The organism is Modestobacter excelsi (assembly GCF_005930495.1).
GTDB lineage: Bacteria > Actinomycetota > Actinomycetes > Mycobacteriales > Geodermatophilaceae > Modestobacter > Modestobacter excelsi.
Map to the genome: position 1 here is coordinate 22,204 of NZ_SJEX01000038.1, position 23,510 is coordinate 45,713.

The window sequence follows — 23,510 nt, forward strand, 5'->3', positions numbered from 1 at the left end:
CAATGGACGTGTGACATGATGTCGTCATGCGCCAGGACCTGGACGTGCGACTGCTCGACGTCGACGAGCTGACCTCTCCCGCGGATCGTGCCCGGTTGCTCGCTCCCCAGCTCAAGGCGCTGTCCGACCCCAACCGTCTGCACCTGGTCCTGCTGCTGGCAGAAGGGCCACGCACCGTCCGCGAGCTCACCGACGCGGCAGGCATGAGCCAGACGCTGGTCAGCCACCATCTCGCCCCGCTCCGCGAGCAGGGGCTCGTGACCATCACACCCAAGGGGCGCAGCAACGTCTACGCGCTCTGCTGTGAGGCACTCGCGGGGCCGGTGAAGGCCCTGGCCACGATCGCCGCGCTGACCCCCGAGGGTGCCGACGCCTGCTGCTCCTGATCCGTCATGGAGATGCTTGACCTTGGACCCGGGTCCAAGGTGCAGGGTGGTCCGCATGACGACGACGGCCGCGCGCGGACTCCGGATCGCCGAGCTGGCCCGGGCCGTCGGCGTACCGACGGACACGGTCCGCTACTACGAGCGGGTCGGACTGCTGCCCCCGCCGAAGCGGACGCCGGGGGGCTACCGGGACTACGAGGTGAGCGCTGTCGACCGGCTGCAGTTCATCCAGGGTTCGCAGCGGCTGGGACTCCGACTGGTCGACATCGGCCACCTGCTCGCCGTCCGGGACACCGGGCGATGCCCGTGCGAGCCGGCGGGGGAACTGCTCCGCCGTCGTCTGGCCGACGTCGACGCCCAGATCGCTCAGCTCACCGCCCTGCGCGCGGAGATGGCCGCCATGGCCGCCGCCCTGCCGCAGGCCGAGTGCCCCGACCCCACGCCCGGCACCTGGTGCCCACCGGAGGAGGAGGGAGGTGAGTGCGCATGCTCCAGCTGACGTGTCCCTGCGACCCGGACTGCACCGACTGCGAGTGCAGCAGCGGTTGCTGCTGAGCGAGCAGCTCCGACTCCGTACCGAGGACGGCCATCGTCGGGACGGTGACCGACCGGCAGGGATGGCCGTCCCTGCCGGTCGGGTCGGACGCATCACGCTGCTGATCGGTGGGTCAGCAGACCTTCGACAGGCTGAGCCGGCGGCGGTGGTGCTCGAAGTGGAGGTTCGGGTACCGGTGGACCTCGGCCAACGTCATCCGCGCCTGGGAGTACGGATCCCAGCTCGTCGGGAAGGGTATCCCTCGCCGGAGGGCGGACTCGGACTCACGCTGCAGCCGACGCTGCAGGCCGGCGATGGTGCGGTCGCAGAGGCAGCCGAAGACCAGGTGGAACAGCGGCTGCTCGTTGGTCCACCGGGTGCCCTTGCTCGCAGACGATCGCGGCGCGATCGACCGCCGGCCGTGGGGGAGCGGGATCCGAGGGGGCGGGACTCCGCACCCGGCCAGGATGGTCGTGCCCGGCGGTCGCAGGCGACCCTCGCCGGCGCCGGTCCTGGGCGCACGTCGAGCGTCTGCGCCCACCTCTGCCCCACGGGCGCCGGAGCGGGCGGCCTGATGGCCGCCGCGCTCGGCGCTCGTGCGGACTGTGTGCGGACTGGTCAGAGCTGACGAGCTCTGACCTGCGGGAGCATCCGGGTCAGCGGTAGTTGTCGAACTGCAGGGCGATCTCGAAGTCCTTGCCCTTGAGCAGCTGCTGGACCGCCTGCAGGTCGTCGCGCTTCTTGCCGCTGACCCGGAGCTGGTCGCCCTGGATCTGCGCCTGCACGCCCTTGGGGCCCTCGTCGCGGATCGCCTTGGCGATCTCCTTGGCCTTGTCCGAGGCGATCCCCTGCTTGATGGTGGCGGAGATCTTGTAGACCTTGCCCGAGGACTGCGGCTCGTCGGCGTCCAGCGCCTTCATCGAGATGCCGCGCTTGACCAGCTTCTCCTTGAAGACCTCGAGCGCGGCGGCGACCCGCTCCTCGGTGTCGGCCTGCAGGCTGACCGCCTCCTCGCCGGCCCAGGTGATGGTCGCGTTGACCCCGCGGAAGTCGAAGCGCTGCGAGAGCTCCTTGCCCGCCTGGTTCAGCGCGTTGTCGACCTCCTGGCGGTCGACCTTGCTGACGACGTCGAACGACGCATCGGCCATGACTGTCTCCTCTCTCGCGCCGTGGAGCGGGCTCGCCGGGGACCTCCCCGACCGCCGTCCACCGTCTTGTAGGCTCATCCGGCACCAGCACGGCGGCGGGTTGCCCGAGTGGCCAATGGGAGCGGACTGTAAATCCGTCGGCTTAGCCTACGAAGGTTCGAATCCTTCACCCGCCACACCCGGTGCGACGGCCCCCGACCTCACGGTCGGGGGCCGTCCTCGTTGCCGGGGCCCGCCGGTTCAGCCGACGGTCGGCGCGCGGGCGCTGGCCACCGCCGTGCGGTCCAGCGGCCGCCCGCCCAGGAACAGCCAGTCGAAGGCGATGTGCACCGAGCGCGTGCACCGCACGGTCACCTCGGCCCCGTCGGTCTGCGCCGACCACGCGTCCAGCTGCACCCCGGCGTCGGCGAGCTGGTCGGCGACCGCGGCCTCGGCGGTCGACCGGGTCAGCGGCAGGTGGGCGCCCGCACCCTGGGCGTAGACGGCTGCCGCGTCGGCCTCGTTCGCCGCCGCCAGCGCCGCGCCGTCGCAGGCCGACTGGACCTCCTGCTGCTCCAGGAACGCGTCCGAGGCGGCGATGGCACCGAGCACCATCAGTGCGGCGACCAGCCAGCAGACCAGCACGAACGGCAGCGTCGACCCGGCCTCGGGGTCGGTGAGCTGCTGGCTGTCCGGTCGCACGCGGGGAGCGTAGAGGGCGCGGCGGCCGGTCGGCACGGTTGTCCACCGGTTGTGGACAGCGCCTGTGGACGATGTGGACGACGCGGCCGGGTCTCCGTGTAGTCGGCACAGGGGCTGTGGACGACGCCGTCCTGGCCCGTGCCCGGCCAGCAGACTGGCCGGCATGACGATCGAGGTGGTCCCCGCGCAGCTGTACGCGCTGGCCGGCGTGCTCGACGGGGCGGCGGTCCAGGCGGCCCGGGTGGGCACCACGCCGGCCGACGACCCGGTCGGCGGGCCGCTCGGCCCGGCGGTGGCCGGGTTCTGCGAGACCGCCCGCACCACCGGCCGCTGCCTGGCCGGCGAGCTGACCTGGCTGGGGGAGGCGGTGACCGCTGCGGCGGACTCCTGGCTCGGGTTGGACGGGCGGCTGCTGCCGGTGCCCGGCCGGGGTGTCCCGGGGTGACCGTCCCGCTCCCGCCCCCGGTCGCGCTGCCCGCGCCGCCCGGTTCCCCCGACGCCCTCGGCTCGGTGGTCGACCAGCTGACCTCGGCGGCGTACGCCGCAGGCCTGACGGTGTACCTGCTGCAGCCCGCGGGCGTGCTGAGCGGCTGGCAGGGTGCCGATGCCACCGTCGCCGCAGCCGAGGTGGTCGCCGCGCGGGCCGTCGCCGCCGACCTGCACGAGGCCGTGGCCGCGGCCGCCAGCCGGCTCGCCGACCACCACGAGCTCTGGCTGACCGTGCTCGCCCGGGTGATGACCCTGCGGGACGACCAGCGCTCCCGGTTCGCCGACGCCGGTGCCCGGTTGGCCGCGCTGGTCGGCATCCCGCTGGAGAGCGGGAGCGCGGCGACGCCCGCCGAGGCGGTGGCCCTGGCCCGGGCCGTGGCGGACGAGGACGCCGGCCGCGGCGTGGAGCACCGGGCGCTGCTGGAGCTGCTCGCCGAGGACGCCGCGGTGGCCGCTGCGGTGCTCGCTGGTGCCACCCGGCCGTTCGGGGGCACCGGCCGGCCCGGGGGCACCGCGGCGGTCACCGTCCGGCTCGCCGTGCAGCTGCCCGGCTGGGGAGCGGGGGCCCTCGCCGCGCTGGGCGAGGAGGCCGCCGACCAGCTCACCCGTCCCGGCACCGCGGAGGGGCTGACGACGGCGGTGCAGCGCTGGCGGCCCTACGCCTCGGTGCCCGGCTTCGCCGACGCGCTGGTCGGTCGGCTCGGAGCCGACGGCGTCACCTGGCTGCTGTCCGTGCTCGCCGGGCTGGCCGGCACGGGGGAGGAGGAGCCGTTGGCCGGTCTGCTGGCCGGCGCGCTCGGCGGTCCCGGCAGCCTCGACGGCCCGGCCGGTGAGGTCCTCGACGCGGTGCACCTGAGCCCCGACGACCCGGACGGTGCCGCCGACGACCAGGCGGTGGCCATGGGGCTGGTCCTGGCAGCGCCGGGGGCCGGGTCGGCGCTGCCCGCCGTCTGGGGTCGTCAGCTGCTGGACCGGGAGACCGCCCGGGGAGCACGGGCCGGAGCGGCCGGCACCCGGGGCGGCCTGCTGCCCGACCCGGTCGAGGCGTCGCTGACGGTGCTGGCCCGCTCCGGCGACGCGGGGTCCGCGGCCCTTCTGCTCGACGACCCGGTCGCCTGGACCACGCTGCTGTCCCGCCCCTGGCCGGCGGGCGCCGATCCCCTCAGGGCCGTGGTCGAGCTGGCGGCGTCCGGGCCGGAGGCCGGTCGCGCCGCGCGGGCTGCGCTGCTCGCGCTGGGTGCGGGGCTGGGCCGCGACGGCACCGGGCGGGTGCTGGACGACACCGGTGCCCTGGCGCAGGTCCGCGGCGGCGTGACCGACCTGGTCGCCGGTCAGCCGGGCGTGCTGCTGCCGGTGCTCGGCGCAGCGGTCGCCGGGGGAGCCCTCGACGCCCGGGACGACACCGCGCTCCGCGGGCTCGGCTACCTGGTCACCGACGCCGGGTCGGCGAGCCAGGTCACCGCGGCGGTCGGGACCGCACTGCAGGCCGGTGCCGCGGGGGCCTCCGCCGCCGAGGTCGCCGGCGCGCACGTGGCCGTGCTCGAGTACGGCGAGCGGCTGCGGTACGCGCTGGCCTGGGGCCACACGCAGAGCCGAGCGGTGGACGCCCAGATGCTGTGGGAGCTGGGTGTCAGCCAGCCGCTGTCGCTGGTGTCGGGCCGGGCCGGTGAGCTGCTGGACGTGATCGAGGCCCCGGTGGCCGACCTCCTCGACGTGGACGGCGACGTCGAGATCGGGCCGGACACCGGTCGGGTGCGCACGGCCGAGGACGCGGTGGACTTCGCGGGTGCTGTCCTCGGGCCGGACGTGGCGCCCGGCGCGTTCCTCCCCTCCGGTGCGGCCGCCCGGGCCGGGTTCGAGCGGACGGCCGACCTGCTGGGCAGGCTCGTCGCCCCCAGCGAGTCGCAGCTCGACCAGCTCCGCGACATGCCGCTGCCCGATCTGTCGTCGCGGCCGCGGCGGGGTGGATGATGTTGCTCGACCGGGTGGATCAGCGGGTTCCGTCACTCTGTCGGCAGAACTGCTCGGCTGATGGTTGCGCAGAGTGACGACACGACGAAGATCACTTCACCCGTGCGTGTCAACGCTTGCCTCGTGTGGGTGACCCGCTGCAGTCTCCTGGCTGCGGTCTGTGCCGGACGACGCTCTGCCCCCGCGTGGGCGGCTGCCGCGACTCCCCGCAGTCCGTCATGCCCTCAGGAGGCGTCATGTCCACCCTCAGCTCCGTCTCGACCACGCGTTCCGCTGCTGCCGACCGGGGTTGGAAGTGGAACCGCGGCTGGAAGTGGAACCGCTGACCGCCTGCCCGGCCCGTCGGGCCGGGACGTTCGTCGAGGCATGACCGGGATCACCCCCTGAGGGGTGAGCCTGCTGCCGGGCGGGGCTGGGCGCTGTTACCTTCGGCCTGACCGCCCCCCTGACAGACAGGCCCACCTTGGCCGAGCCCATGGTCCCCGAGCAACTGGGGACTCCGTTCCTCCGGCGGCCTTGGACGATCGCGCTCCTCGGCGGCGTCGTGGCCCTCGTCTTCGCCGTGCCCACGCTGCCCGGGGCTTGGTCCACGCCCCCGTACTGGGCGGTCGTCGCGGTGCTCGTCGCGTTCGTCCTGACGGAGTCGGTCCAGCTGGACCTCGAGTTCCGTCGGCAGACCTTCGCCATCTCGCCGTCCGAGGTCGCCATGGTGGTCGGTCTCGTCGAGGTGGGTGGCGTCTGGACCGCGGTGGTGCGGGTGGCCGTCATGGTGCTCATCGGCGCCCGTCAGTCGCTTCCGCTGCCGAAGGTGGCGTTCAACGCGGCCAACTCGGTCGTCGAGGTCTGCACGGCGCTGCTCGTGCTCTCGCTGCTGCCTGAACTGGACCTCGACGACCCGCTGACCTGGCTGTGCCTGGTGTTCGCCCTGGTGGCCGCCACCGTGGTGGGGATGCTGCTGACCTGCGCGGCGATCAGCCTCAGTGACGGCTGGCCCGGGCGGCAGATGGTCCTGTCCGCCGTGCCGGCGCTGGTCGTGGCGCCGATGAGCGTGATCGTCGGCGTCATCGCGCTGCTGCTGACCTGGGAGACGCCCTGGGCCTGGGCGCTCATCGTCCCGCTGGTGATCGGTGTGGTGGCGATCTTCCGGCAGTCCACGCACGCCGTCCGCGAGCGGCGCACCGTCCAGCGGGTCTACGACTTCGCCCGCCGGGTCGAGCTCGTCACGCCCGACGAGGCGGGCACCCGGGAGATCGTGAACGCGGTGCGCGAACTGCTCAACGCCGACCGGGTGGCGCTGTGGCTGCCGCCCTACCTCGACGAGGGCCCACAGCTGGTCGTCGACGCTGCCGACGGTGAGCTGGGGTGGTACGACGGCCCCGGAGACCCCGACGACCTGCTCCGCCGTCGTGCGCTGGCCCCCGACTGCGGGGGCCCGGTGCTCTCCTCGGCCGCCCGGGCCGACGGTGCCGAGCTCGCCGCACTGGTCCGCCGGGGTGCCCGTGAGGTGCTCGGTGCCCCGGTGACGACCGCCGCGGGTGAGCCCGGCTACCTCGAGGTCTGCGACCGGCGCAGTGACGTGGTCACCTTCGACCCGGGCGACCGGGGCGCCCTGGACTCGATGCTCACCCACGTCAACGCGGCGATCCGGCAGCAGCAGCTGCTGAGCCAGATCCGGCACGACGGCGACCACGACCGGCTGACCGGGCTGCCCAACCGTCAGCGGCTCGCGGTCGAGATCGACGCCGTGCTGGTCGCCGAGCCGGCGACCGCCCGGGCGGGGCTGGTCCTCGCGACGCTGGACGGCTACACCAACGTCACCGACACCCTCGGGCACGCGGCCAGCGACGAGCTGCTGCTGGTCACCGCCGGACTGCTCAGGGAGCACGCGCCACCGCAGGCCGTCGTCGCCCGGATGGAGGGCGGCCAGTTCGCCGTCCTGCTGCCGGGGCTGTCGCTGCCGGCCACCGAGCGGGCCGCCCGTCGGCTCCGCGAGGCGGCCTCCACCCGCGCCCGGGTCGCCGGGCTGGACCTCGAGGTGTCGCTGACCATCGGTGTGGCCGCCGCGCCGGTGCACGGCACCGACTCCGGGACCCTCATCCAGCGGGCCGACGTCGCCCTGCTGGCCGCGCACAGCTCCGGCGGGGTCGCCACCTACCACCCGGTGCTGGACCAGCAGAGCCTGCGCCGGCTGCAGCTCGGCACCGAGCTGGAGACGGCGATGGCGGAGGAGCAGATCACCGTCGTCTTCCAGCCGATCGTGGACGCCCGGACGGCCGACATCGTCTCGGTGGAGACGCTGGTCCGCTGGGCGCACCCGCGCTACGGCGACGTCCCGCCGGACGACTTCATCAGCCTGGCCGAGCAGATCGGCCGGATCGGGCCGTTGACCGACCACGTCCTGGACCGCGCCCTGGACCGCTGCCGCCGCTGGCTGGACCAGGACATCGCGATCTCCGTGGCGGTCAACCTCTCCGCGCGCTGCCTGTCCGAGCCCGACCTGGTCGCCCGGGTGCGCGGGGCGCTGCGGCACCACGGGGTCCCCGGCGAGCTGCTGACCCTCGAGCTCACCGAGGGCAGCGTCGTCGATACACCGTCCGCAACAGCAACGTGCTGGGCGAGCTGCACGCGCTGGGGCTGCGGCTGTCGATGGACGACTTCGGCACCGGCTACTCGTCGCTGTCCCAGCTCCGGCAGCTGCCGATCGACGAGCTGAAGATCGACAAGTCGTTCGTGCTGGGCATGTCCACCAGCCAGAACGAGTCGTTCATCGCCCGGTCGATCGTCGAGCTGGCGCACAACCTGGGGCTGCGGGTGGTCGCCGAGGGCGTCGAGGACGAGGTGACCCGCGACCTGCTGGCCCAGATGGGCTGCGACAAGCTGCAGGGGTTCCTGGTCAGCCGGCCGCTGCCGGAGGACCGGCTGGAGGGCTGGCTGCTGGCCAGGACCGGCGTCCGCAGTGCCGCACCGGGAGCCAGGCACCGCCGGCTGTTCGTCCGGACCTGACGAAGGACCCCGCGTCCCCCACCACTCCCGAGCTCGTGGCGGGGCCCTGACGCGGGGCCGCTCCAGGGCGTCACCGAGCGGCTGTTACAGTCGTCGGGCACGGTCCGAGGGGGTCCGCCGGTCGCCGAGAACGGCTTGGTAGAGTCTCCTCCGCTCCCGAGCAACGCCCCTTTAGCTCAGTCGGCAGAGCGTCTCCATGGTAAGGAGAAGGTCTACGGTTCGATTCCGTAAAGGGGCTCGTAGGAACGACCAGCGGGCCAGTCGAGAGACCGGGCCGCCCGGTCACCCGGCGGTGTAGCTCAGCCTGGTAGAGCAAGCGGCTCATAATCGCTGTGTCACCGGTTCAAGTCCGGTCACCGCTACCCCCGGACGGACCCCGCGAGCGGGGTCCGTCGTCGTGTGCGGCACCCGCCGCGCACGAGCAGCACCCAGCACGTCGAGGCACTCTCGACACACAGAACAAGGCGAGGACAGCGCTCATGGCAGCCACAGACGTCCGTCCGAAGATCACCCTGGCCTGCCAGGAGTGCAAGAACCGCAACTACATCACCCGCAAGAACCGTCGGAACGACCCCGACCGGATCGAGCTCAAGAAGTACTGCCCGACCGACCGTCGGCACACGGTCCACCGCGAGACGCGCTGATCCCAGCGGTCGCGAGGCGAGAGGGCGGGAGCATGGCGCTGGACGCAGGACTGGTCGGGCGCAGCTACCCGCCCTCTGCCGTGTACGAGGTCGGGCGCGAGAAGATCGCCGAGTTCGCCGCGGCCCTGGGCGACCCCGACCCGGTGTACCTCGACCCGGCGGCCGCCCGCGCCGCCGGTCACCCCGACGTCATCGCCCCGCCGACGTTCGCCATCGTGCTGAGCCTCGGTGCGGGCAACGTCGTGGTGGAGGACCCCGACGTCGCCATCGACTACAGCCGGGTCGTCCACGGGGAGCAGCGGTTCACCCACCACCGGCCCATCGGTGCCGGCGACCGGCTGGTCGCCACCGCCACCATCGACGCGGTGAGGACCGTCGCCGGCAACGACATGCTCACCACGCGGGTGGACCTCGCGACCGAGGACGGCGAACCGGTCTGCACCACCCGCTCGATGCTCGTCGCCCGGGGCGGAGCGTGAGCCGCCGTCTGGCCGACGTCGAGGTCGGCGCCGAGCTCCCCGAGCAGACCTCCCGGGTCACCCGCGCGGACCTGGTCCGGTACGCAGGTGCCTCCGGGGACTTCAACGTCATCCACTGGAACGAGCGGGTCGCCCGCGAGGTGGGTCTGCCCGACGTCATCGCCCACGGCATGCTCACCGCCGGGATCGCCGTGCGCGCGGTCACCCGCTGGGCCGGTGACCCGGGGGCCGTCGTGGACTACCAGGTGCGGTTCTCCCGCCCGGTCGTCGTCCCGGACGACGGGTCGGGTGCCGAGCTGACCGTCCGCGGGCGGGTCGCGGCGGTGGGGGAGGACGGCCGGGTGCGCGTCGACCTGACCGTCACCAGCAACGGGGACAAGGTGCTGTCCCTGGCCCGCGCCGTCGTCGCGCTGAGCTGACCCGGCGGGCGGGGGCGAGGATGCGCCGGGCCCCGGTCGTCCTGGCCGCACTGCTGCTCACCGCCGGCTGCGGCGCGACCGGGCCGGAGGCGTTCCCCGCCCCGACCAGCGCCGCGCCGGACACCGGTGCCGGGAGCTGCCCCGGCGAGCGCGCCGCGCCCGACCCCGACCGGCCCGCCGTCGACCTCGCCTTCCGCCTCGACGACGACCTGCGGACGGTGACCGGCACAGAGACCGTCGCCTTCACCCCCGACCTGCCGACCGGGGAGCTCGTCTTCCGGCTGGTGCCCAACGGGCCCGACGCCACCGCGCTGGGCAACCAGCTGACCGTCACCGGGGTGCGCGGCGCGGACGTCGCCGGCAGCGGGTACGAGAGCGCGGCTGCGGCCGCCCCGGGTGGGCTGTACGTCGTCACCCTGGCCGACCGGCTGGCCGCGGGGGAGTCCACCGAGGTCGCGCTCGACTTCACGCTCCGGCTCGGCGGTGGCGGCTTCGAGCGGCTGGGCACCGCCGCGGGCGTCTCCTGGTGGGCCAGCGGCGCGCCGCTGCTGGCGTGGGAGCCGGGGGTGGGCTGGGCGCGCGACCCGTTCGTGGCCCTCCTCGGCGAGACCGCCAGCAGCCCCGTCAGCGACACGACCATCTCCGTCGACGCACCGGCCGCGCTCACCGTGCTGATGACCGGTGACCAGGACGAACCGACCCGCGAGCGCGGCGGCAGGCGCACCTGGACCTCCCACGAGCCGGTCGCCCGGGACGTCAGCGTGGCCGCGGGCTCCTTCGTCACCGCAGAGACCGAGGTGGCCGGCGTCCGGGTGACCACCGGGGTGCTCCCCGGTTCCGGTCGTGACCCGGCCCGGCTGGCCCGGGCGACGGGGCAGGCGATCGAGCAGCTCGCTGCCCGCTTCGGCGCGTTCCCCTATGCGACCCTCACCGTGCCGTGGCTGCCGGACTTCGGCGGCGGGATCGAGTACCCGTCGTCGATCCTGCTGGCGAGCGAGGACGAGACCGTGCTGGTGCACGAGGTCGCGCACATGTGGTTCTACGGCATGGTCGGTGACTCCCAGTTCCGCGACCCGTGGCTGGACGAGGCGTTCGCCAGCTACGCGGAGTCGGTGACCGGCGACCCGCCCCCGGCCCGGGTGAGCCGGCTGCTGGCCACCGACGGGGACGTCGGCGGTTCGATGGCGTCCTTCCCCGACGACCGCCGCTACGTCACCGCGGTCTACGGCAAGGGCGCCGCCGCGCTGCTCACCGCGCGCCAGCAGGCCGGCGCCGAGGCCTTCGACGCGGCCCTGCGCTGCTACGTCGACGCCCGGGCCTGGACCATCGCGACCCCGGCCGACGTCGGGACGGCGCTGGCCGACCTGCCGGCTGCGCTCGCCGTGCTGCAGCAGGCCGGGGCGCTCGACCCCGAGGACCTGCCCCGCTGACGGCGTCGCGCTCAGCCGGCGGAGCCGAGCAGCCGCTGCATCCGGGAGACGCCCTCGACGAGGTCGTCGTCGCCGAGGGAGTAGGACAGCCGCAGGTAGCCGGGGGTCCCGAACGCCTCACCGGGGACGACGGCGACCTGCGCCTCCTCCAGCAGCAGCTCGGCAAGCTCGACGCTGGTGTGCACGGTGCGCCCGGCGATCGGCCGACCGAGCAGCGCCTTCACCGACGGGTAGGCGTAGAAGGCGCCCTGCGGCTCGGGGCACGCGATCCCCGGGATCTCCCGGAGCATCCCCACCATCGTCTGCCGGCGGCGGTCGAAGGCCGCGCGCATGGTGGCGACGCCGGACTGCTCGCCGGTGAGCGCCGCGACGGCGGCCAGCTGGGAGACGTTGGCGACGTTGGACGTGGAGTGCGACTGCAGGGCGGTGGCGGCCGCGACGACGTCGGCGGGTCCGAGCAGCCAGCCCACCCGCCAGCCGGTCATCGCATAGGTCTTCGCGACGCCGTTGACGACGACGCAGCGGGGCTGCAGCTCGGGCACCAGCGCAGGCAGCGACGGTGCGGTGGCCCCGCCGTAGACGAGGTGCTCGTAGATCTCGTCGGTCAGCACCCACAGCCCGGTGTCGAGGGCCCAGTGACCGATCTCGGAGACCTCCTCCGCCGGGTGCACCGCTCCGGTGGGGTTGGCCGGGGAGCAGAACACCAGCAGCCGGGTGCGCGGGGTGCGGGCGGCCTCCAGCTGGCCCACCGAGACCAGGTACCCGCTGGCCTCGTCGGCGACCACGGGCACCGGCACCCCGCCGGCCAGCCGGATGGCCTCCGGGTAGGTGGTCCAGTACGGGGTCGGCAGCAGCACCTCGTCGCCGGGGTCGATCATCGTGGCGAGGGCCTCCTGCACCGCCTGCTTGCCGCCGTTGGTGACCAGCACGTCGGCCGGGCGGGCGGAGAGCCCGGAGTCGCGCAGCGTCTTGGCGACGATCGCCTCCTTGAGCGCGGGCAGCCCACCCGCCGGGGAGTACCGGTGGTTCGCCGGGTCCTGGGCGGCGGCCACCGCCGCGACGACGACGTGCGGCGGCGACGGGAAGTCGGGCTCACCCGCGGCGAAGCCGATGACGGGGGAGCCGGCGGCCCGCAGCGCCTTGGCGCGGGCGTCCACGGCCAGCGTCGCCGACGGGGTGATCGCAGCGACCCGCCGGGACACGCGGCGCTCGGCCGGCCGGACCGGGCCCGGTGGCGGGCCCGGTGGCGGGACCGGGACCGGGGAGTCCGGCACGGGGGCGGTGGTCATGGCGGCGATCGTGTCAGACCCGGGCGCGCCGGTCCTGCGGGATCGGGCCCTCGTGGGAGGGGGCTCACCTGCCGTGTTGGCCGTCGCTCCCGGCGGTCCCGTACACTCGACGACCTGGGGCCAGTGGGACCCCGCCACCGGCGTGCCCCGGGGCTCCTCTCGAGGAGCTCGGTCGCGCCGTGACGCGGCCCGGCGTCCCCTAGGGGTGTAGCTCAATTGGCAGAGCAGCGGTCTCCAAAACCGCAGGCTGCAGGTTCAAGTCCTGTCACCCCTGCCACCACCTGACCGACGACCGAGGAACGAGGCGCTGTGAGCGAGGAGAAGGACGGCGGGCCGGACGACGGCGCCCGCGCCGACGACGAGCTGACCGCTGAGCAGATCGACGCCGAGACCCCCGGGGTCGAGGACGCCGCCGAGCTCGAGGCCGCCGAGGCCGAGCTCGCCGACGAGGCCGAGTCCGACGAGGACAAGGTCGTCGCCACACCCACGCGTCGCCGGCAGCGCAGCACCTCGGACCGGCCGGCCAACCGGTCCACCGGGGTCACCCGCGCCGGCGAGGGCACCCGGTCCCGCGCCGACGCCGAGCGGGCCCGCGCCGCCGAGCTGCGCGACAAGCGCAGCATCGGCCGGTTCCTCCGCGAGGTCGTCGCCGAGCTCCGCAAGGTCATCTGGCCCGGCCGCAAGGAGCTGATCACCTACACGACCGTGGTGATCGTCTTCGTCGCGGTCATGGTCGCGCTGGTAGCCGGCCTCGACATCGCCTTCGCCCAGGGCGTGCTCGCCGTCTTCGGCTGACCCCGCACCCTGGCCTGCACCGCACCCGACAAGGAAGAGACCCAGTGACGGACCCCCGCGAGCCCTTCGAGACCGACAGCGCGGTCGAGGGCATCGACCTCGACGACGCGCGTGCGGACGTCCGCGGCAGCGTCGACCTCGAGACGGGCGCCGGCGAGACCGGCTCCGCCGAGGGCTCCAGCGACACCGCCGACCAGGACACCGCCAGCGGGGTCGCCGACGTGACCCCCGTCGTCGAGACCGGCAGCCAGGACAGCCTCGTCGGTGACCCGCTCGCCGAGCCGGCGCCCGACCACGACCCGCTGGTCACCGAGACCCTCGAGGCCGCCGCCGAGCACGACGAGGACCCGGCCGAGGCGCTGCGCTCGACGCTGCGCAGCCAGTTCGGCGACTGGTACGTGATCCACTCCTACGCGGGCTACGAGAACAAGGTGAAGACCAACCTCGAGTCCCGGATCACGTCGCTGGACATGGAGGACTACATCTTCCAGATCGAGGTGCCCACCGAGGAGGTCACCGAGATCAAGAACGGCAAGCGGACCCAGGTCAACCGCAAGAAGCTGCCCGGGTACCTGCTGGTCCGGATGGACCTCAACGACGAGTCGTGGGGCGCGGTGCGCAACACCCCCGGCGTCACCGGCTTCGTCGGCGCCACCTCCAAGCCCTCCCCGCTGAGCATCGACGAGGTCGTCAACCTGCTGGTGCCGGCGGTCACCGAGAAGCCGGCCGCGGCCGCCGAGGCCGCACCCGCCGCCTCCGCGACCACCGTCGTCGAGTTCGAGGTCGGCGAGTCCGTCACCGTCATGGACGGCCCGTTCGCGACGCTGCCGGCCACCATCAACGAGATCAACCCCGAGCAGCAGAAGCTCCAGGTCCTCGTCTCCATCTTCGGCCGCGAGACACCGGTCGAGCTGTCGTTCACGCAGGTCACCAAGATCTAGCCGAAGGACCCGGTCGCCCCCCACCACTCGCAAGCTCGCGGCGGGGCCCTGCGACCGGGCCGTTCCAGTCACTCTCACGCCGTTCCATCCAGTCACCAAGAAGGAAGTCATGCCCCCCAGGAAGCGGTTGACCGCGGTCATCAAGCTCCAGATCAACGCCGGCGCGGCCACCCCTGCGCCGCCCGTGGGCCCGGCCCTCGGTCAGCACGGCGTGAACATCATGGAGTTCTGCAAGGCATACAACGCTGCGACCGAGTCGCAGCGCGGCAACGTCATCCCGGTCGAGATCTCGGTCTTCGAGGACCGGTCGTTCACCTTCGTCACCAAGACGCCGCCGGCAGCGCGCATGCTGCTCAAGGCCGCCGGGGTGGAGAAGGGCTCGGGCGAGCCGCACAAGACCAAGGTCGCCACCGTCACCCGTGACCAGGTCCGGGAGATCGCCCAGACCAAGATGGCCGACCTCAACGCCAACGACCTCGAGCAGGCCGAGAAGATCATCGCCGGCACCGCCCGGTCGATGGGCATCACGGTCCGATGAAGGACCTCGGTGCCCCCCAGCCCTCGCTCCGCTCGAGCCGGGGCCCTGCACCGAGGCCGTTCCAGTAACTCATTCGTGGGAGGGCCGGCCAGGCCCGTTCACCACACGACCCCGTCCCGGGGAAGGGAGCACCACCATGGCCAAGCACGGCAAGAACTACCGCAAGGTCGCCGAGCTCGTCGACGACGGCACGCTCTACAGCCCGCTGCAGGCCGCCGGCCTCGCCAAGCAGACCTCGACCACCACGTACGACGCCACCGTCGAGGTCGCGATCCGCCTCGGGGTCGACCCCCGCAAGGCCGACCAGATGGTCCGCGGCACGGTCAACCTGCCGCACGGCACCGGCAAGACCGCCCGCGTCATCGTCTTCGCGACCGGTGACAAGGCCGCCCAGGCCGAGGCCGCCGGCGCCGACGTCGTGGGCTCCGACGACCTGATCGAGCGGATCCAGGGCGGCTTCCTGGACTTCGACGCCGCGATCGCGACGCCCGACCAGATGGCCAAGGTCGGCCGGATCGCCCGCATCCTCGGCCCCCGTGGCCTGATGCCGAACCCGAAGACCGGCACCGTGACCCCCGACGTCACCAAGGCCGTCAACGACATCAAGGGCGGGAAGATCAACTTCCGCGTCGACAAGCAGGCCAACCTGCACCTGGTGATCGGCAAGACCTCCTTCGACGAGGCCAAGCTGGTGGAGAACTACGCCGCCGCGCTCGACGAGGTGCTCCGCGCCAAGCCGTCGGCCGCCAAGGGCCGGTACGTCAAGAAGGTCACCGTCTCGACCACCATGGGCCCGGGCATCCCGGTCGACCCGAACCGCACCCGCAACCTGCTGGTGGACGAGCCCGCCGTCTGACGGAACGCCCCCTGCCCCCCACCACTCGCGAAGCTCGCGGAGGGGCCCTGCAGGCAGCCCGTTAGTGGGCGGCTTCGAAGGCCTCGACGACGCTGGCCGGGATGCGGCCGCGGTCGCTCACCTCGTGGCCGTTCTTGCGGGCCCACTCGCGGATGGCGCCGGCCTGCTCGCGGTCCATCCGGCCACCGCCGCCGGTCGCCCGGGAACGGCCCGCACCGGAGGCGCGGGTACCGCGGCTGCTGACCTTGCGCGCGGCCGAGACGTACTTGCCGAGCACGTCGCGCATCTCGTTGGCGTTCTTCTCGGAGAGGTCGATCTCGTACGTCGTCCCGTCGAGGGCGAAGGAGACGGTCTCGTCAGCGGAGATGCTGTCATCGAGGTCGTCGCTCAGGATGACCTGGACCTTGCGTGCCATTTGTCTGCTGCTTCCTGTTGCGCCGGGCATGTGGACTGTCGTATTACCGCCCCGTGATCGACAACCCATTCCACCACACCTGCGTGCGTTGACACCAATGTCCGCGCAATTGCTCGCCGGAATGACCCCGAACAGGTGACCTATTGGTGCAGCGGACGAACGAGGGGGAACAGGATCGTCTCCCTGATGCCCAATCCGGTGAGCGTCATCATCAGCCTGTCGATGCCCATCCCGACACCGGCGGTCGGCGGCATGCCGTACTCGAGGGCCTCCAGGAAGTCCTCGTCGAGGACCATCGCCTCGGGGTCGCCGGCGGCGGCGAGCAGCGCCTGCTGGGTGAACCGCTCCCGCTGGGCCACCGGGTCCACGAGCTCGGAGTAGCCGGTGCCGCGTTCGATGCCGCCGATGTACAGGTCCCACTTCTCGGCCAGGCCCGGCTGGGACCGGTGTGCCCGGGTGAGCGGCGAGGTGTCCAGCGGGTAGTCGATGACGAACGTCGGCGACTGCAGCGTGTGCTGGACCAGCGCCTCGAAGACCTCCTCGACCACCTTGCCGGGCAGCCAGGCCGGGTCGACGCCGACGTCGTGGGCGGCGGCGAGGGCGCGCAACTGCTCGACCGGGGTCTGCGGGGTGACCTCCTCCCCCACCGCCTCCGACACCGCGGTGTAGAGCGGGATCTGCGGCCACTCTCCGGAGAGGTCCAGTTCCGTGCCGTCGTGATGACGCGCCACGTGGTCGCCGAACAGGGCCGCACAGCATTCCTGGACGAGCTCACGGGTGATCCGGGCGCCGTCGGAGTAATCGCCGTACGCGGCATAGAACTCGAGCATCGCGAACTCCGGCGAGTGCGAGGAGTCAGCGCCCTCGTTGCGGAAGTTGCGATTGATCTCGAACACGCGGTCCAGCCCGCCGACGATGCAGCGCTTGAGGAACAACTCCGGTGCGATGCGCAGGTACAGGTCGAGGTCGAAGGCGTTCATGTGCGTGCGGAACGGTCGCGCGGCAGCGCCGCCGTGCACCGTCTGCAACATCGGCGTCTCGACCTCGAGGAACCCGCGACCGGTGAGCCCCGCGCGCAACGAGCTCATCACCGCCGCCCGTTCCTGGACGGTCCGCCGCGCCTCGTCGCGCACGATGAGGTCGACGTACCGGCGGCGGACCCGCAGTTCCTCGCTCATCGGCTTGTGCGCGACCGGCAGCGGGCGCAGCGCCTTGGCCGCGAGCTCCCAGGAGTCGGCGAAGACCGACAGCTCACCGCGTCGCGACGTCCCGACCTCACCGGTGACGAGGACGTGGTCGCCGAGGTCGACGTCGGCCTTCCAGGCCGCGAGCGCCTCCTCCCCCACCCGGTCGCGGGAGAGCATGACCTGCAGCTCGGTGTCGCCCTCGCGCAGCGTCGCGAAGCAGAGCTTGCCGGTGTTGCGGGAGAAGATGACCCGGCCGGTGACGCCCACCTGCTCGCCGGTCATGGTGTCCGGCTCGAGGTCGGGGTGCTCGGCGCGCACGTCGGTGAGGCTCGCGGTGCGGGCCACGACGACGGGGTACGGGTCGATCCCGGACTCGCGGAGCCGGTCGAGCTTTGCCCGCCGGACCCGCAGCTGCTCGGGCAGCTCGTCCTCGGGTGCTGCGACCTGGCCGGGGCCCTGGTCCGACCCCGCGCCCCGATCCGCTCCTCGCTCGTTCCTCGCCGCGGTGCTCCCGGGGCTGTCGTCGGACGGACGTGCTTCCTCACTCACGGCGACGAGCCTACGGGCGGGACGACGGCGTCCCCCCACCGCTGGCCTGGTGGCGCTCGAAGGCCAGCCGCAGGCCGTGCACGGTGAGATCGGGCTCACGCTCGCCGATCGACCGGCAGCTGTCCACCACCAGCGGGTGCAGCCCGCCGGTGGCCACGACCACCGGCGACGCGCCGAACTGGGCGATGAGCTCCGCGGCGATCCGCGCGACCAGCCCGTCGACCAGGCCGGCGAAGCCCAGCACCACACCCGACTGCAGCGCTGCGACGGTGTTCTTGCCGATGGCGTGGGTCGGCACGGTCAGCTCGACCGAACGCAGCTGGGCCGCCCGGTTCGCCAGCGCCTCCAGGCTCACCTCGAGTCCGGGTGCCAGTGCCCCGCCGAGGAACTGCCCGTCCGGTCCCACGGCGTCCACGTTGGTCGAGGTGCCGAAGTCGACGACGACGACCGGCCGCCCGTGCCCGTCGGGTCGCTTCCCGAACAGCTCGTGCGCGGCCAGCGCGGTGACCACCCGGTCCGCGCCGACCTCCCGCGGGTTGTCCACGTGCAGCGGGACGCCGGTGCGCACGCCCGGGCCGATCAGGGTGACCGGGACGGCGAGCCGGTCCAGCAGCTGGCGCAGCGCCGGCAGCAGCGCAGGCACGGTGGAGCAGACCGCCACGCCGGTGACCTCGGTGTCCCGGAGCAGCGCGCGCCAGAGCATGTGCAGCTCGTCGGAGGTGGCCCGTGCGTGCGTGGTGACCCGCCAGCAGCCGACCCGCCGGTCACCGTCGAAGGTGGCCAGCACGGTCTGGCTGTTGCCGACGTCCACCGCGAGCAGCACCGCTCACTCCTCCCGCAGGTCGAGGGCGAGGTCGAGGACCGGCGAGGAGTGGGTGAGCGCGCCGACGGAGAGGAAGTCCACCCCGGTGTCGGCGACCTCCCGGGCCAGGTCGAGGGTCAGCCCGCCGGTGGCCTCGAGCTCCACGTCGAGGTCCCCCACCAGCGCGACCACCGCCCGCAGCTGGTCGGGGGTCATGTTGTCCAGCAGCAGGAAGTCCGCGCCGGCGTCCACCGCCTCGCCGACCTGCTCGATCGTGTCGCACTCGACCTGCACGGTGATCCGCGGTGCGCGCTCGCGGACCAGCGCGACCGCCGCGGCCACCGAGCCGGCGGCCGCCACGTGGTTGTCCTTGACCATCGCGACGTCGTAGAGCCCCATCCGCTTGTTCGACCCCCTGCCGCAGCGCACCGCGTACTTCTCCAGCGGGCGCAGGCCCGGGGTCGTCTTGCGGGTGTCCAGGACCACGGCGCCGGTGCCGGCCACCGCGTCGGCCCAGGCGCGGGTGTGCGTGGCGATGCCGCTGGCCCGGCTGGCGATGTTCAGCGCGCTGCGCTCGGCGGCCAGCAGCGCCCGCACCGGGCCGCGGACGGTGAGCAGCACGTCCCCGCGGCGCACCCGGTCACCGTCGGTCGCGCCGGCGGTCAGCGCGGCGCCCGGGGCCAGCCGGGTGAAGACGCGGGCGGCCACGGGCAGGCCGGCGACCACCCCGTCGGCGCGGGCGACGAGGTCAGCCGTGCCGTACTGCGCGCCGGGCACGGTGGCCGCGCTGGTGACGTCGTAGCTGACCGCGACGTCGGGCTCGCGCGGCAGTGGGGCGCCGCCGGTGAGGTCCTCCGTGAGGGTGCGCTCGACCAGCTCGTCGACCCAGCCGGCGGTCAGGCCCGTGCCGGTCAGGTCGGTCGGGTCGGTGGGCAGCGCCCTCGTCACGGGCTCGCTCACCGCGTCATGCCTCGCTCCGCTCGGTGGTTCGTCCCGCTCCTCGCTCGCTGGCGCTCGCTGCGATGCTCGCTCACCAGGACACCTCCACGGCTTCCCCCACGGGGCGGCGGGTCAGCGCCACCTCGCCGTCGCCGTCCAGCCGGACGTCCAGGTGCACGCGCCACTCCTCCTCCGCCTCGGGGTGGTCCTCCCGCCAGTGGCAGCCGCGGGTCTCCTCGCGTGCGGCCGCCGCGGCGGTGATCGCGGTCGCGACGGTGAGCAGGTCGGTGGTCTCCCAGCCGGGCACCCCGGGGACGGCGGTGGTCCGCTCCCCCAGCGCGGCCAGCCGCCCGGCGGCCTCCGCCAGCCCGGTGCCGCTGCGCAGCGCCCCCACCCGCGCGGACATCGTGCCGGTGAGGCCGGCGCGGGCCGCGGCGTCGACGAGCGCCTCCGGACGGGCGTCGACCCGCTCGGCGGGTGCGGGCACCGGCAGCTCCCGGGCCAGTGCCTCGCCGATCCGCCCGGCGAAGACCAGCCCCTCGAGCAGCGAGTTGGACGCCAGCCGGTTGGCACCGTGCACGCCGGTGCAGGCCACCTCGCCGCAGGCGTAGAGCCCGGGCACCGTGGTGCGGCCGGACAGGTCGGTGGCCAGCCCGCCGGAGGCGTAGTGCGCGGCCGGGGTGACCGGGACCAGAGCTGTCGTCGGGTCGATGCCGGCCTCGCGGCAGCGGGCCACGATGGTCGGGAACCGCGTGGCCAGCCCGGGGACCCCGCGGGCGTCGAGCTCCACGTGGTCGACGCCGTCGCGCAGCTGCACCCGGGTGATCGCCTTGGCCACCACGTCGCGCGGCGCCAGCTCGGCCAGCGGGTGGGTGCCGACCATGAACCGCTCGCCGGCGGCGTCGCGGAGCACGGCACCCTCCCCCCGCAGCGCCTCGGAGACCAGCGGCTGCTGTCCGCGCGCGCCCGGCCCGAGGTACAGGGCGGTGGGGTGGAACTGGACGAACTCGAGGTCGGTGGCGACCGCACCGGCCCGCAGCCCGAGCGCGACGCCGTCGCCCGTGGAGACCGCCGGGTTGGTGGTGGCGGCGTACACCTGGCCCATCCCGCCGGTGGCCAGCACGACGGCCCGCGCGCGCACCGCCCCGACGCCGTCGGCGCTGCCCTCGCCGAGCACGTGCAGGGTGACGCCGGCGACCCGGCCGGTGACGTCCCGGACGACGTCGAGCACCATCGCGTGCTCGATCAAGGTGGTCCCGGGGTCTGCGGCGACGGCGTCCCGGAGGGCGCGCTGCACCTCAGCGCCGGTGGCGTCGCCGCCGGCGTGCACGATCCGGTCGGTGGAGTGCCCGCCCTCGCGGGTGAGCAGCAGGTGACCGGCGCCGTCGCGGTCGAAAGCCGCCCCCCAGTTGATCAGCTGGTGCAGCCGGTCCGGCCCCTCGGTGACCAGGGCCCGCACCGCCGCCGGGTCGCACAGCCCGACCCCGGCGACCTCGGTGTCCCGGGCGTGCGCCGCCGGGGTGTCGGTCGCGCTGAGGACGGCGGCGATCCCGCCCTGCGCCCAGCGGGTCGAGCCGTCGTCGACCTCGACCTTGGTGACGACGGCGACCGACAGCCCCGCCGCCCGGGCGTGCAGGGCCACGCAGAGCCCGGCGACGCCGGACCCGACGACGCAGACGTCCGCGGACAGCTCCCAGCCGGGTGCCGGTGCCCGCAGCCGCAACGGCAGCCCGGTGGCCCGGGCGACCGCCGACCCGGTCAACGGACCGGTACGCCCAGCGGAGGAAGGACCCCGTCCTGCCCTCCGCTCGCCAGCTCGCGAGGGAACCCGGGACGGGGCCGGAGACCATCGACCGCGAGCGGACTCCGTTGGTGGTCCGTGGCACCGGGCACCGGGGCGGAGGGGTCACCGCCGAGCTCGACGATGCGGTTGTCGGCGTCGACGTGCACCACCCGGGGGAGGTGGCTCTTCGCCTCGGACTCGTCCATCTGCCCGTAGCTGATCAGGATGACCAGGTCGCCGGGGTGCACCAGGTGCGCGGCGGCGCCGTTGATGCCGATGACCCCGGTGCCCCGCTCCCCGGGGATCACGTAGGTCTCCAGCCGGGCACCGTTCGTGACGTCGACGATCGCCACCTGCTCGCCGGGCAGCAGGTCTGCGGCGTCCAGCAGGTCCTCGTCGATGGTCACCGAGCCGACGTAGTGCAGGTCGGCCTGGGTCACCGTGGCCCGGTGGATCTTGCTCTTGAGCATGGTGCGCATCATCGGGGGTCCCCCAGGTCGATCGCGGTGTTGTCGATGAGCCGGGTGCTGCCGGCGCGGGCGGCGACCAGCAGGCGGGCGGGTCCGGCGCCCGGCGCGGGGCCGAGGTCGGGGTCGGTGAGCTCGAGGTAGTCCGGCACGAGGGCGGGTGCGGCGGCCAGCACGGACCGGGCGGCGGCCAGGACGGCGTCCGGCCCGTCCGACCCGGCGGCCGCACCGGCCCGCAGCGCGGCGGAGATCGCCGCGGCGGCGGTGCGCTGCTCCGCGCTGAGGTAGCGGTTGCGGCTGGACAGCGCCATGCCGTCGGCCTCGCGGACGGTCGGCACGCCGACCACCTCGACACCGAGCGCCAGCTCCCGGGCCATGGCCCGGACGAGGGTCAGCTGCTGGTAGTCCTTCTCCCCGAAGACGGCGACGTCCGGGCGCACGAGGCCGAGGAGCTTCGCCACCACGGTGAGCACGCCGGTGAAGTGCCCGGGGCGGACGGCGCCCTCCAGCACGTCCCCGAGCGGACCCGGCTGCACGGTCACGCCGGCCGAGCCGGGCGGGTAGACCTCCTGCACCGGGGGGTGGAACACCAGGTCGGCGCCCTCCTCCGCGAGCGCGGCGAGGTCGGCGTCCCAGGTGCGCGGGTAACGGTCGAAGTCCTCGCCCGGGGCGAACTGGGTGGGGTTGACGAACACCGAGACCACCACGCTGCCGCCCAGGGCCCCTGCCGCCCGGACCAGGGTCCGGTGCCCCTCGTGCAGCGCGCCCATGGTGGGCACCAGCACGACCGGGGCCGGCAGCTCGTCGCGGAGCTTGCGCAGGTGGGCGGTGGTCTCCGCCACCTGCGGGCTCATCGCGCAGCCTCCTCGGCCGAGCCGTCGAGCAGGTCGAGCAGCGGTGCGCCCTCGTGCCGCTTGAGCCGGCCGGCGGCCAGCGCCCGCTCGGTCGTGCGCCGGGCCAGCGCGACATAGGCGTCCACGGAGGACGGCGCCCGCTCGGTGAGCGTCTGCAGGTGCTGGGCGACGGTGCCGACGTCGCCGCGGCTGACCGGCCCGGTGAGGCCGCGGTCGCCGCGACGGAGCCCGTTGTCCAGCGCGGCGGTGAGCAGCGGGGTCAGCACCCGGGCCGGGTCGGTGACGCCGGCGGTGCGCAGCAGGTCCGCGGCCTCGGCGACCAGGGTGACCAGGTGGTTGGCGCCGGTGACCAGGGCGGCGTGGTAGAGGCCGCGGTCGGCCTCCGCCACCCAGAACGGCTCCCCGCCCATCTCCAGGACCAGCGTCTCGGCGACCGGGCGGTGCTCCGGGCGGCTGGTGACACCGAAGGGGGCGGCCACCACCCGGTGCAGGTCCTCGGGCCCGCCGGAGAAGGTCATCGCCGGGTGCAGCGCCAGCGAGAGGACCCCGGCCCGCTCGGCCGGTGCCAGCACGGTCAGGCCGTGCGCGCCGGAGGTGTGGAAGAGCAGCTGGCCGCGGCGCCAGGCACCGGTCTCGGCCAGACCGGCAACGAGGCCGGCGAGGATGTCGTCCGGCACGGCCAGGACGACGAGGTCACTCGCGGCGACCACCTCGTCGGCGGGCAGCAGCGGGACGCCGGGCAGCAGCCGGGCGGCACGCTCGGACGAGGCGGCGGACAGGCCTGAGGCGGCGACCACGTCGTGGCCGGCGGCGGCGAGCGCGGCACCGAGGACGGCACCGACCCGTCCGGCTCCCACGACGCCGACCCGGAGCCGGGCGGGGGCCTCGTCAGCCGGCAGCAGTCCGGGGG

23 protein-coding genes, 4 tRNA genes and 1 pseudogene are annotated in these 23,510 nt (G+C 73.9%); 17 read left to right on the plus strand and 11 right to left on the minus strand.

All coding sequences use genetic code 11. From position 1 onward, the window contains the following. The first annotated feature begins 26 nt into the window (after positions 1–26). Both FHL80_RS13615 and FHL80_RS13620 read left to right on the plus strand, forming a co-directional pair. Complete coding sequence (locus FHL80_RS13615; RefSeq protein ID WP_138733941.1) at positions 27–386, plus strand: ArsR/SmtB family transcription factor; 360 nt, start codon at positions 27–29, stop codon at positions 384–386. A 55-nt stretch (positions 387–441) separates the two neighbouring features. Beyond that, positions 442–885, plus strand: coding sequence for a MerR family transcriptional regulator (locus FHL80_RS13620; protein WP_138733942.1), 444 nt, complete (start codon positions 442–444; stop codon positions 883–885). Positions 886–1,577: 692 nt separating this feature from the next. Here FHL80_RS13620 and FHL80_RS13630 read toward each other — a convergent pair. Then, entirely contained in the window at positions 1,578–2,069 is a 492-nt protein-coding gene (locus FHL80_RS13630) for a YajQ family cyclic di-GMP-binding protein (RefSeq protein ID WP_138733943.1), read from the minus strand. Between the two features lie 94 nt (positions 2,070–2,163). Between FHL80_RS13630 and FHL80_RS13635 the strand changes: the two genes are divergently transcribed. Continuing rightward, positions 2,164–2,245 (plus strand) — tRNA-Tyr (locus FHL80_RS13635). Positions 2,246–2,309: 64 nt separating this feature from the next. On the opposite strand, the gene FHL80_RS13640 is transcribed toward FHL80_RS13635, so the two are convergent. Next, entirely contained in the window at positions 2,310–2,750 is a 441-nt protein-coding gene (locus FHL80_RS13640) for a pilus assembly protein TadG-related protein (RefSeq protein ID WP_138733944.1), read from the minus strand. 163 nt (positions 2,751–2,913) lie between these two features. Between FHL80_RS13640 and FHL80_RS13645 the strand changes: the two genes are divergently transcribed. The 9 genes and pseudogenes from FHL80_RS13645 (at position 2,914) to FHL80_RS13685 (ending at position 11,185) form a co-directional block, all read left to right on the plus strand. Next, a complete protein-coding gene (locus FHL80_RS13645; RefSeq protein ID WP_138733945.1) occupies positions 2,914–3,195 on the plus strand; it encodes a WXG100 family type VII secretion target in 282 nt (93 codons plus the stop codon). Beyond that, on the plus strand, positions 3,192–5,210 hold the full coding sequence (locus FHL80_RS13650; protein WP_138733946.1) for a hypothetical protein: 2,019 nt from the start codon (positions 3,192–3,194) through the stop codon (positions 5,208–5,210). Before FHL80_RS13645 ends, FHL80_RS13650 begins: the two co-directional genes overlap by 4 nt. A gap of 1,618 nt (positions 5,211–6,828) precedes the next feature. After that, positions 6,829–8,213, plus strand: a pseudogene (locus FHL80_RS26265) (putative bifunctional diguanylate cyclase/phosphodiesterase). A 165-nt stretch (positions 8,214–8,378) separates the two neighbouring features. After that, positions 8,379–8,451 (plus strand) — tRNA-Thr (locus tag FHL80_RS13660). A gap of 50 nt (positions 8,452–8,501) precedes the next feature. Beyond that, positions 8,502–8,575: transfer RNA gene (locus FHL80_RS13665), tRNA-Met, on the plus strand. A gap of 117 nt (positions 8,576–8,692) precedes the next feature. Further along, a complete protein-coding gene (gene rpmG, locus FHL80_RS13670) occupies positions 8,693–8,857 on the plus strand; it encodes a 50S ribosomal protein L33 (RefSeq protein ID WP_026844873.1) in 165 nt (54 codons plus the stop codon). Positions 8,858–8,889: 32 nt separating this feature from the next. After that, entirely contained in the window at positions 8,890–9,336 is a 447-nt protein-coding gene (locus tag FHL80_RS13675) for a MaoC family dehydratase N-terminal domain-containing protein (protein WP_138733947.1), read from the plus strand. Further along, positions 9,333–9,755 carry a MaoC family dehydratase gene (locus FHL80_RS13680; protein ID WP_138733948.1) on the plus strand — a complete coding sequence of 141 codons (423 nt, stop codon included), beginning with the start codon at positions 9,333–9,335 and terminating at the stop codon, positions 9,753–9,755. The genes FHL80_RS13675 and FHL80_RS13680 overlap by 4 nt, the downstream gene beginning before the upstream one ends. Before the next feature lie 20 nt (positions 9,756–9,775). Then, entirely contained in the window at positions 9,776–11,185 is a 1,410-nt protein-coding gene (locus tag FHL80_RS13685) for a gluzincin family metallopeptidase (protein ID WP_138733949.1), read from the plus strand. A gap of 11 nt (positions 11,186–11,196) precedes the next feature. Here the strand turns inward: FHL80_RS13685 and FHL80_RS13690 are convergent, their stop codons facing one another. Continuing rightward, on the minus strand, positions 11,197–12,474 hold the full coding sequence (locus tag FHL80_RS13690) for a pyridoxal phosphate-dependent aminotransferase (RefSeq protein WP_216870705.1): 1,278 nt from the start codon (positions 12,472–12,474) through the stop codon (positions 11,197–11,199). Positions 12,475–12,675: 201 nt separating this feature from the next. Between FHL80_RS13690 and FHL80_RS13695 the strand changes: the two genes are divergently transcribed. The 5 genes from FHL80_RS13695 to rplA all read left to right on the plus strand — a co-directional run bounded on the left by FHL80_RS13695 (position 12,676) and on the right by rplA (position 15,604). Beyond that, positions 12,676–12,751 (plus strand) — tRNA-Trp (locus FHL80_RS13695). Positions 12,752–12,783: 32 nt separating this feature from the next. Continuing rightward, on the plus strand, positions 12,784–13,269 hold the full coding sequence (gene secE / locus FHL80_RS13700) for a preprotein translocase subunit SecE (protein WP_138733950.1): 486 nt from the start codon (positions 12,784–12,786) through the stop codon (positions 13,267–13,269). Between the two features lie 44 nt (positions 13,270–13,313). Further along, positions 13,314–14,210, plus strand: coding sequence for a transcription termination/antitermination protein NusG (nusG, locus tag FHL80_RS26735; RefSeq protein WP_138733951.1), 897 nt, complete (start codon positions 13,314–13,316; stop codon positions 14,208–14,210). A 109-nt stretch (positions 14,211–14,319) separates the two neighbouring features. After that, complete coding sequence (rplK, locus tag FHL80_RS13710) at positions 14,320–14,748, plus strand: 50S ribosomal protein L11 (protein ID WP_138733952.1); 429 nt, start codon at positions 14,320–14,322, stop codon at positions 14,746–14,748. Positions 14,749–14,884: 136 nt separating this feature from the next. Further along, positions 14,885–15,604 carry a 50S ribosomal protein L1 gene (gene rplA, locus FHL80_RS13715; protein WP_138733953.1) on the plus strand — a complete coding sequence of 240 codons (720 nt, stop codon included), beginning with the start codon at positions 14,885–14,887 and terminating at the stop codon, positions 15,602–15,604. A gap of 61 nt (positions 15,605–15,665) precedes the next feature. Here rplA and FHL80_RS13720 read toward each other — a convergent pair whose 3' ends face one another. The 8 genes from FHL80_RS13720 to FHL80_RS13755 all read right to left on the minus strand — a co-directional run. Beyond that, positions 15,666–16,019 (minus strand): histone-like nucleoid-structuring protein Lsr2, encoded by a 354-nt coding sequence (locus FHL80_RS13720; protein ID WP_026847317.1) that lies wholly within the window; start codon positions 16,017–16,019, stop codon positions 15,666–15,668. A 140-nt stretch (positions 16,020–16,159) separates the two neighbouring features. Then, positions 16,160–17,755 carry a lysine--tRNA ligase gene (gene lysS, locus FHL80_RS13725; protein ID WP_246078665.1) on the minus strand — a complete coding sequence of 532 codons (1,596 nt, stop codon included), beginning with the start codon at positions 17,753–17,755 and terminating at the stop codon, positions 16,160–16,162. 10 nt (positions 17,756–17,765) lie between these two features. Continuing rightward, positions 17,766–18,578 carry a type III pantothenate kinase gene (locus FHL80_RS13730; RefSeq protein ID WP_138733954.1) on the minus strand — a complete coding sequence of 271 codons (813 nt, stop codon included), beginning with the start codon at positions 18,576–18,578 and terminating at the stop codon, positions 17,766–17,768. A 3-nt stretch (positions 18,579–18,581) separates the two neighbouring features. Continuing rightward, positions 18,582–19,517, minus strand: a complete 936-nt coding sequence (gene nadC, locus FHL80_RS13735; protein WP_138733955.1) for a carboxylating nicotinate-nucleotide diphosphorylase — start codon at positions 19,515–19,517, stop codon at positions 18,582–18,584. A gap of 70 nt (positions 19,518–19,587) precedes the next feature. Then, positions 19,588–21,258 carry an L-aspartate oxidase gene (locus FHL80_RS13740; protein ID WP_138733956.1) on the minus strand — a complete coding sequence of 557 codons (1,671 nt, stop codon included), beginning with the start codon at positions 21,256–21,258 and terminating at the stop codon, positions 19,588–19,590. Beyond that, on the minus strand, positions 21,255–21,761 hold the full coding sequence (gene panD, locus FHL80_RS13745; RefSeq protein WP_138733957.1) for an aspartate 1-decarboxylase: 507 nt from the start codon (positions 21,759–21,761) through the stop codon (positions 21,255–21,257). Before panD ends, FHL80_RS13740 begins: the two co-directional genes overlap by 4 nt. Then, on the minus strand, positions 21,758–22,600 hold the full coding sequence (gene panC, locus FHL80_RS13750) for a pantoate--beta-alanine ligase (RefSeq protein WP_138733958.1): 843 nt from the start codon (positions 22,598–22,600) through the stop codon (positions 21,758–21,760). Before panC ends, panD begins: the two co-directional genes overlap by 4 nt. Then, positions 22,597–23,510, minus strand: a 914-nt coding sequence (locus FHL80_RS13755) for a Rossmann-like and DUF2520 domain-containing protein (protein ID WP_439331093.1), incomplete at its 5' end; no start/stop codon positions are given. The genes panC and FHL80_RS13755, both read right to left, overlap by 4 nt.

What these genes read in the sequence shown, in the direction of transcription:
- rpmG (WP_026844873.1), top strand. Translation starts at nt 8,693, where the DNA reads ATGGCAGCCACAGACGTCCGTCCGAAGATCACCCTGGCCTGCCAGGAG.
- FHL80_RS13630 (WP_138733943.1), bottom strand. Translation starts at nt 2,069, where the DNA reads ATGGCCGATGCGTCGTTCGACGTCGTCAGCAAGGTCGACCGCCAGGAG.
- FHL80_RS13685 (WP_138733949.1), top strand. Translation starts at nt 9,776, where the DNA reads ATGCGCCGGGCCCCGGTCGTCCTGGCCGCACTGCTGCTCACCGCCGGC.
- panC (WP_138733958.1), bottom strand. Translation starts at nt 22,600, where the DNA reads ATGAGCCCGCAGGTGGCGGAGACCACCGCCCACCTGCGCAAGCTCCGC.
- FHL80_RS13690 (WP_216870705.1), bottom strand. Translation starts at nt 12,474, where the DNA reads ATGACCACCGCCCCCGTGCCGGACTCCCCGGTCCCGGTCCCGCCACCG.
- FHL80_RS13675 (WP_138733947.1), top strand. Translation starts at nt 8,890, where the DNA reads ATGGCGCTGGACGCAGGACTGGTCGGGCGCAGCTACCCGCCCTCTGCC.
- FHL80_RS13645 (WP_138733945.1), top strand. Translation starts at nt 2,914, where the DNA reads ATGACGATCGAGGTGGTCCCCGCGCAGCTGTACGCGCTGGCCGGCGTG.
- FHL80_RS13615 (WP_138733941.1), top strand. Translation starts at nt 27, where the DNA reads ATGCGCCAGGACCTGGACGTGCGACTGCTCGACGTCGACGAGCTGACC.
- panD (WP_138733957.1), bottom strand. Translation starts at nt 21,761, where the DNA reads ATGATGCGCACCATGCTCAAGAGCAAGATCCACCGGGCCACGGTGACC.
- rplA (WP_138733953.1), top strand. Translation starts at nt 14,885, where the DNA reads ATGGCCAAGCACGGCAAGAACTACCGCAAGGTCGCCGAGCTCGTCGAC.
- rplK (WP_138733952.1), top strand. Translation starts at nt 14,320, where the DNA reads ATGCCCCCCAGGAAGCGGTTGACCGCGGTCATCAAGCTCCAGATCAAC.
- FHL80_RS13720 (WP_026847317.1), bottom strand. Translation starts at nt 16,019, where the DNA reads ATGGCACGCAAGGTCCAGGTCATCCTGAGCGACGACCTCGATGACAGC.
- FHL80_RS13620 (WP_138733942.1), top strand. Translation starts at nt 442, where the DNA reads ATGACGACGACGGCCGCGCGCGGACTCCGGATCGCCGAGCTGGCCCGG.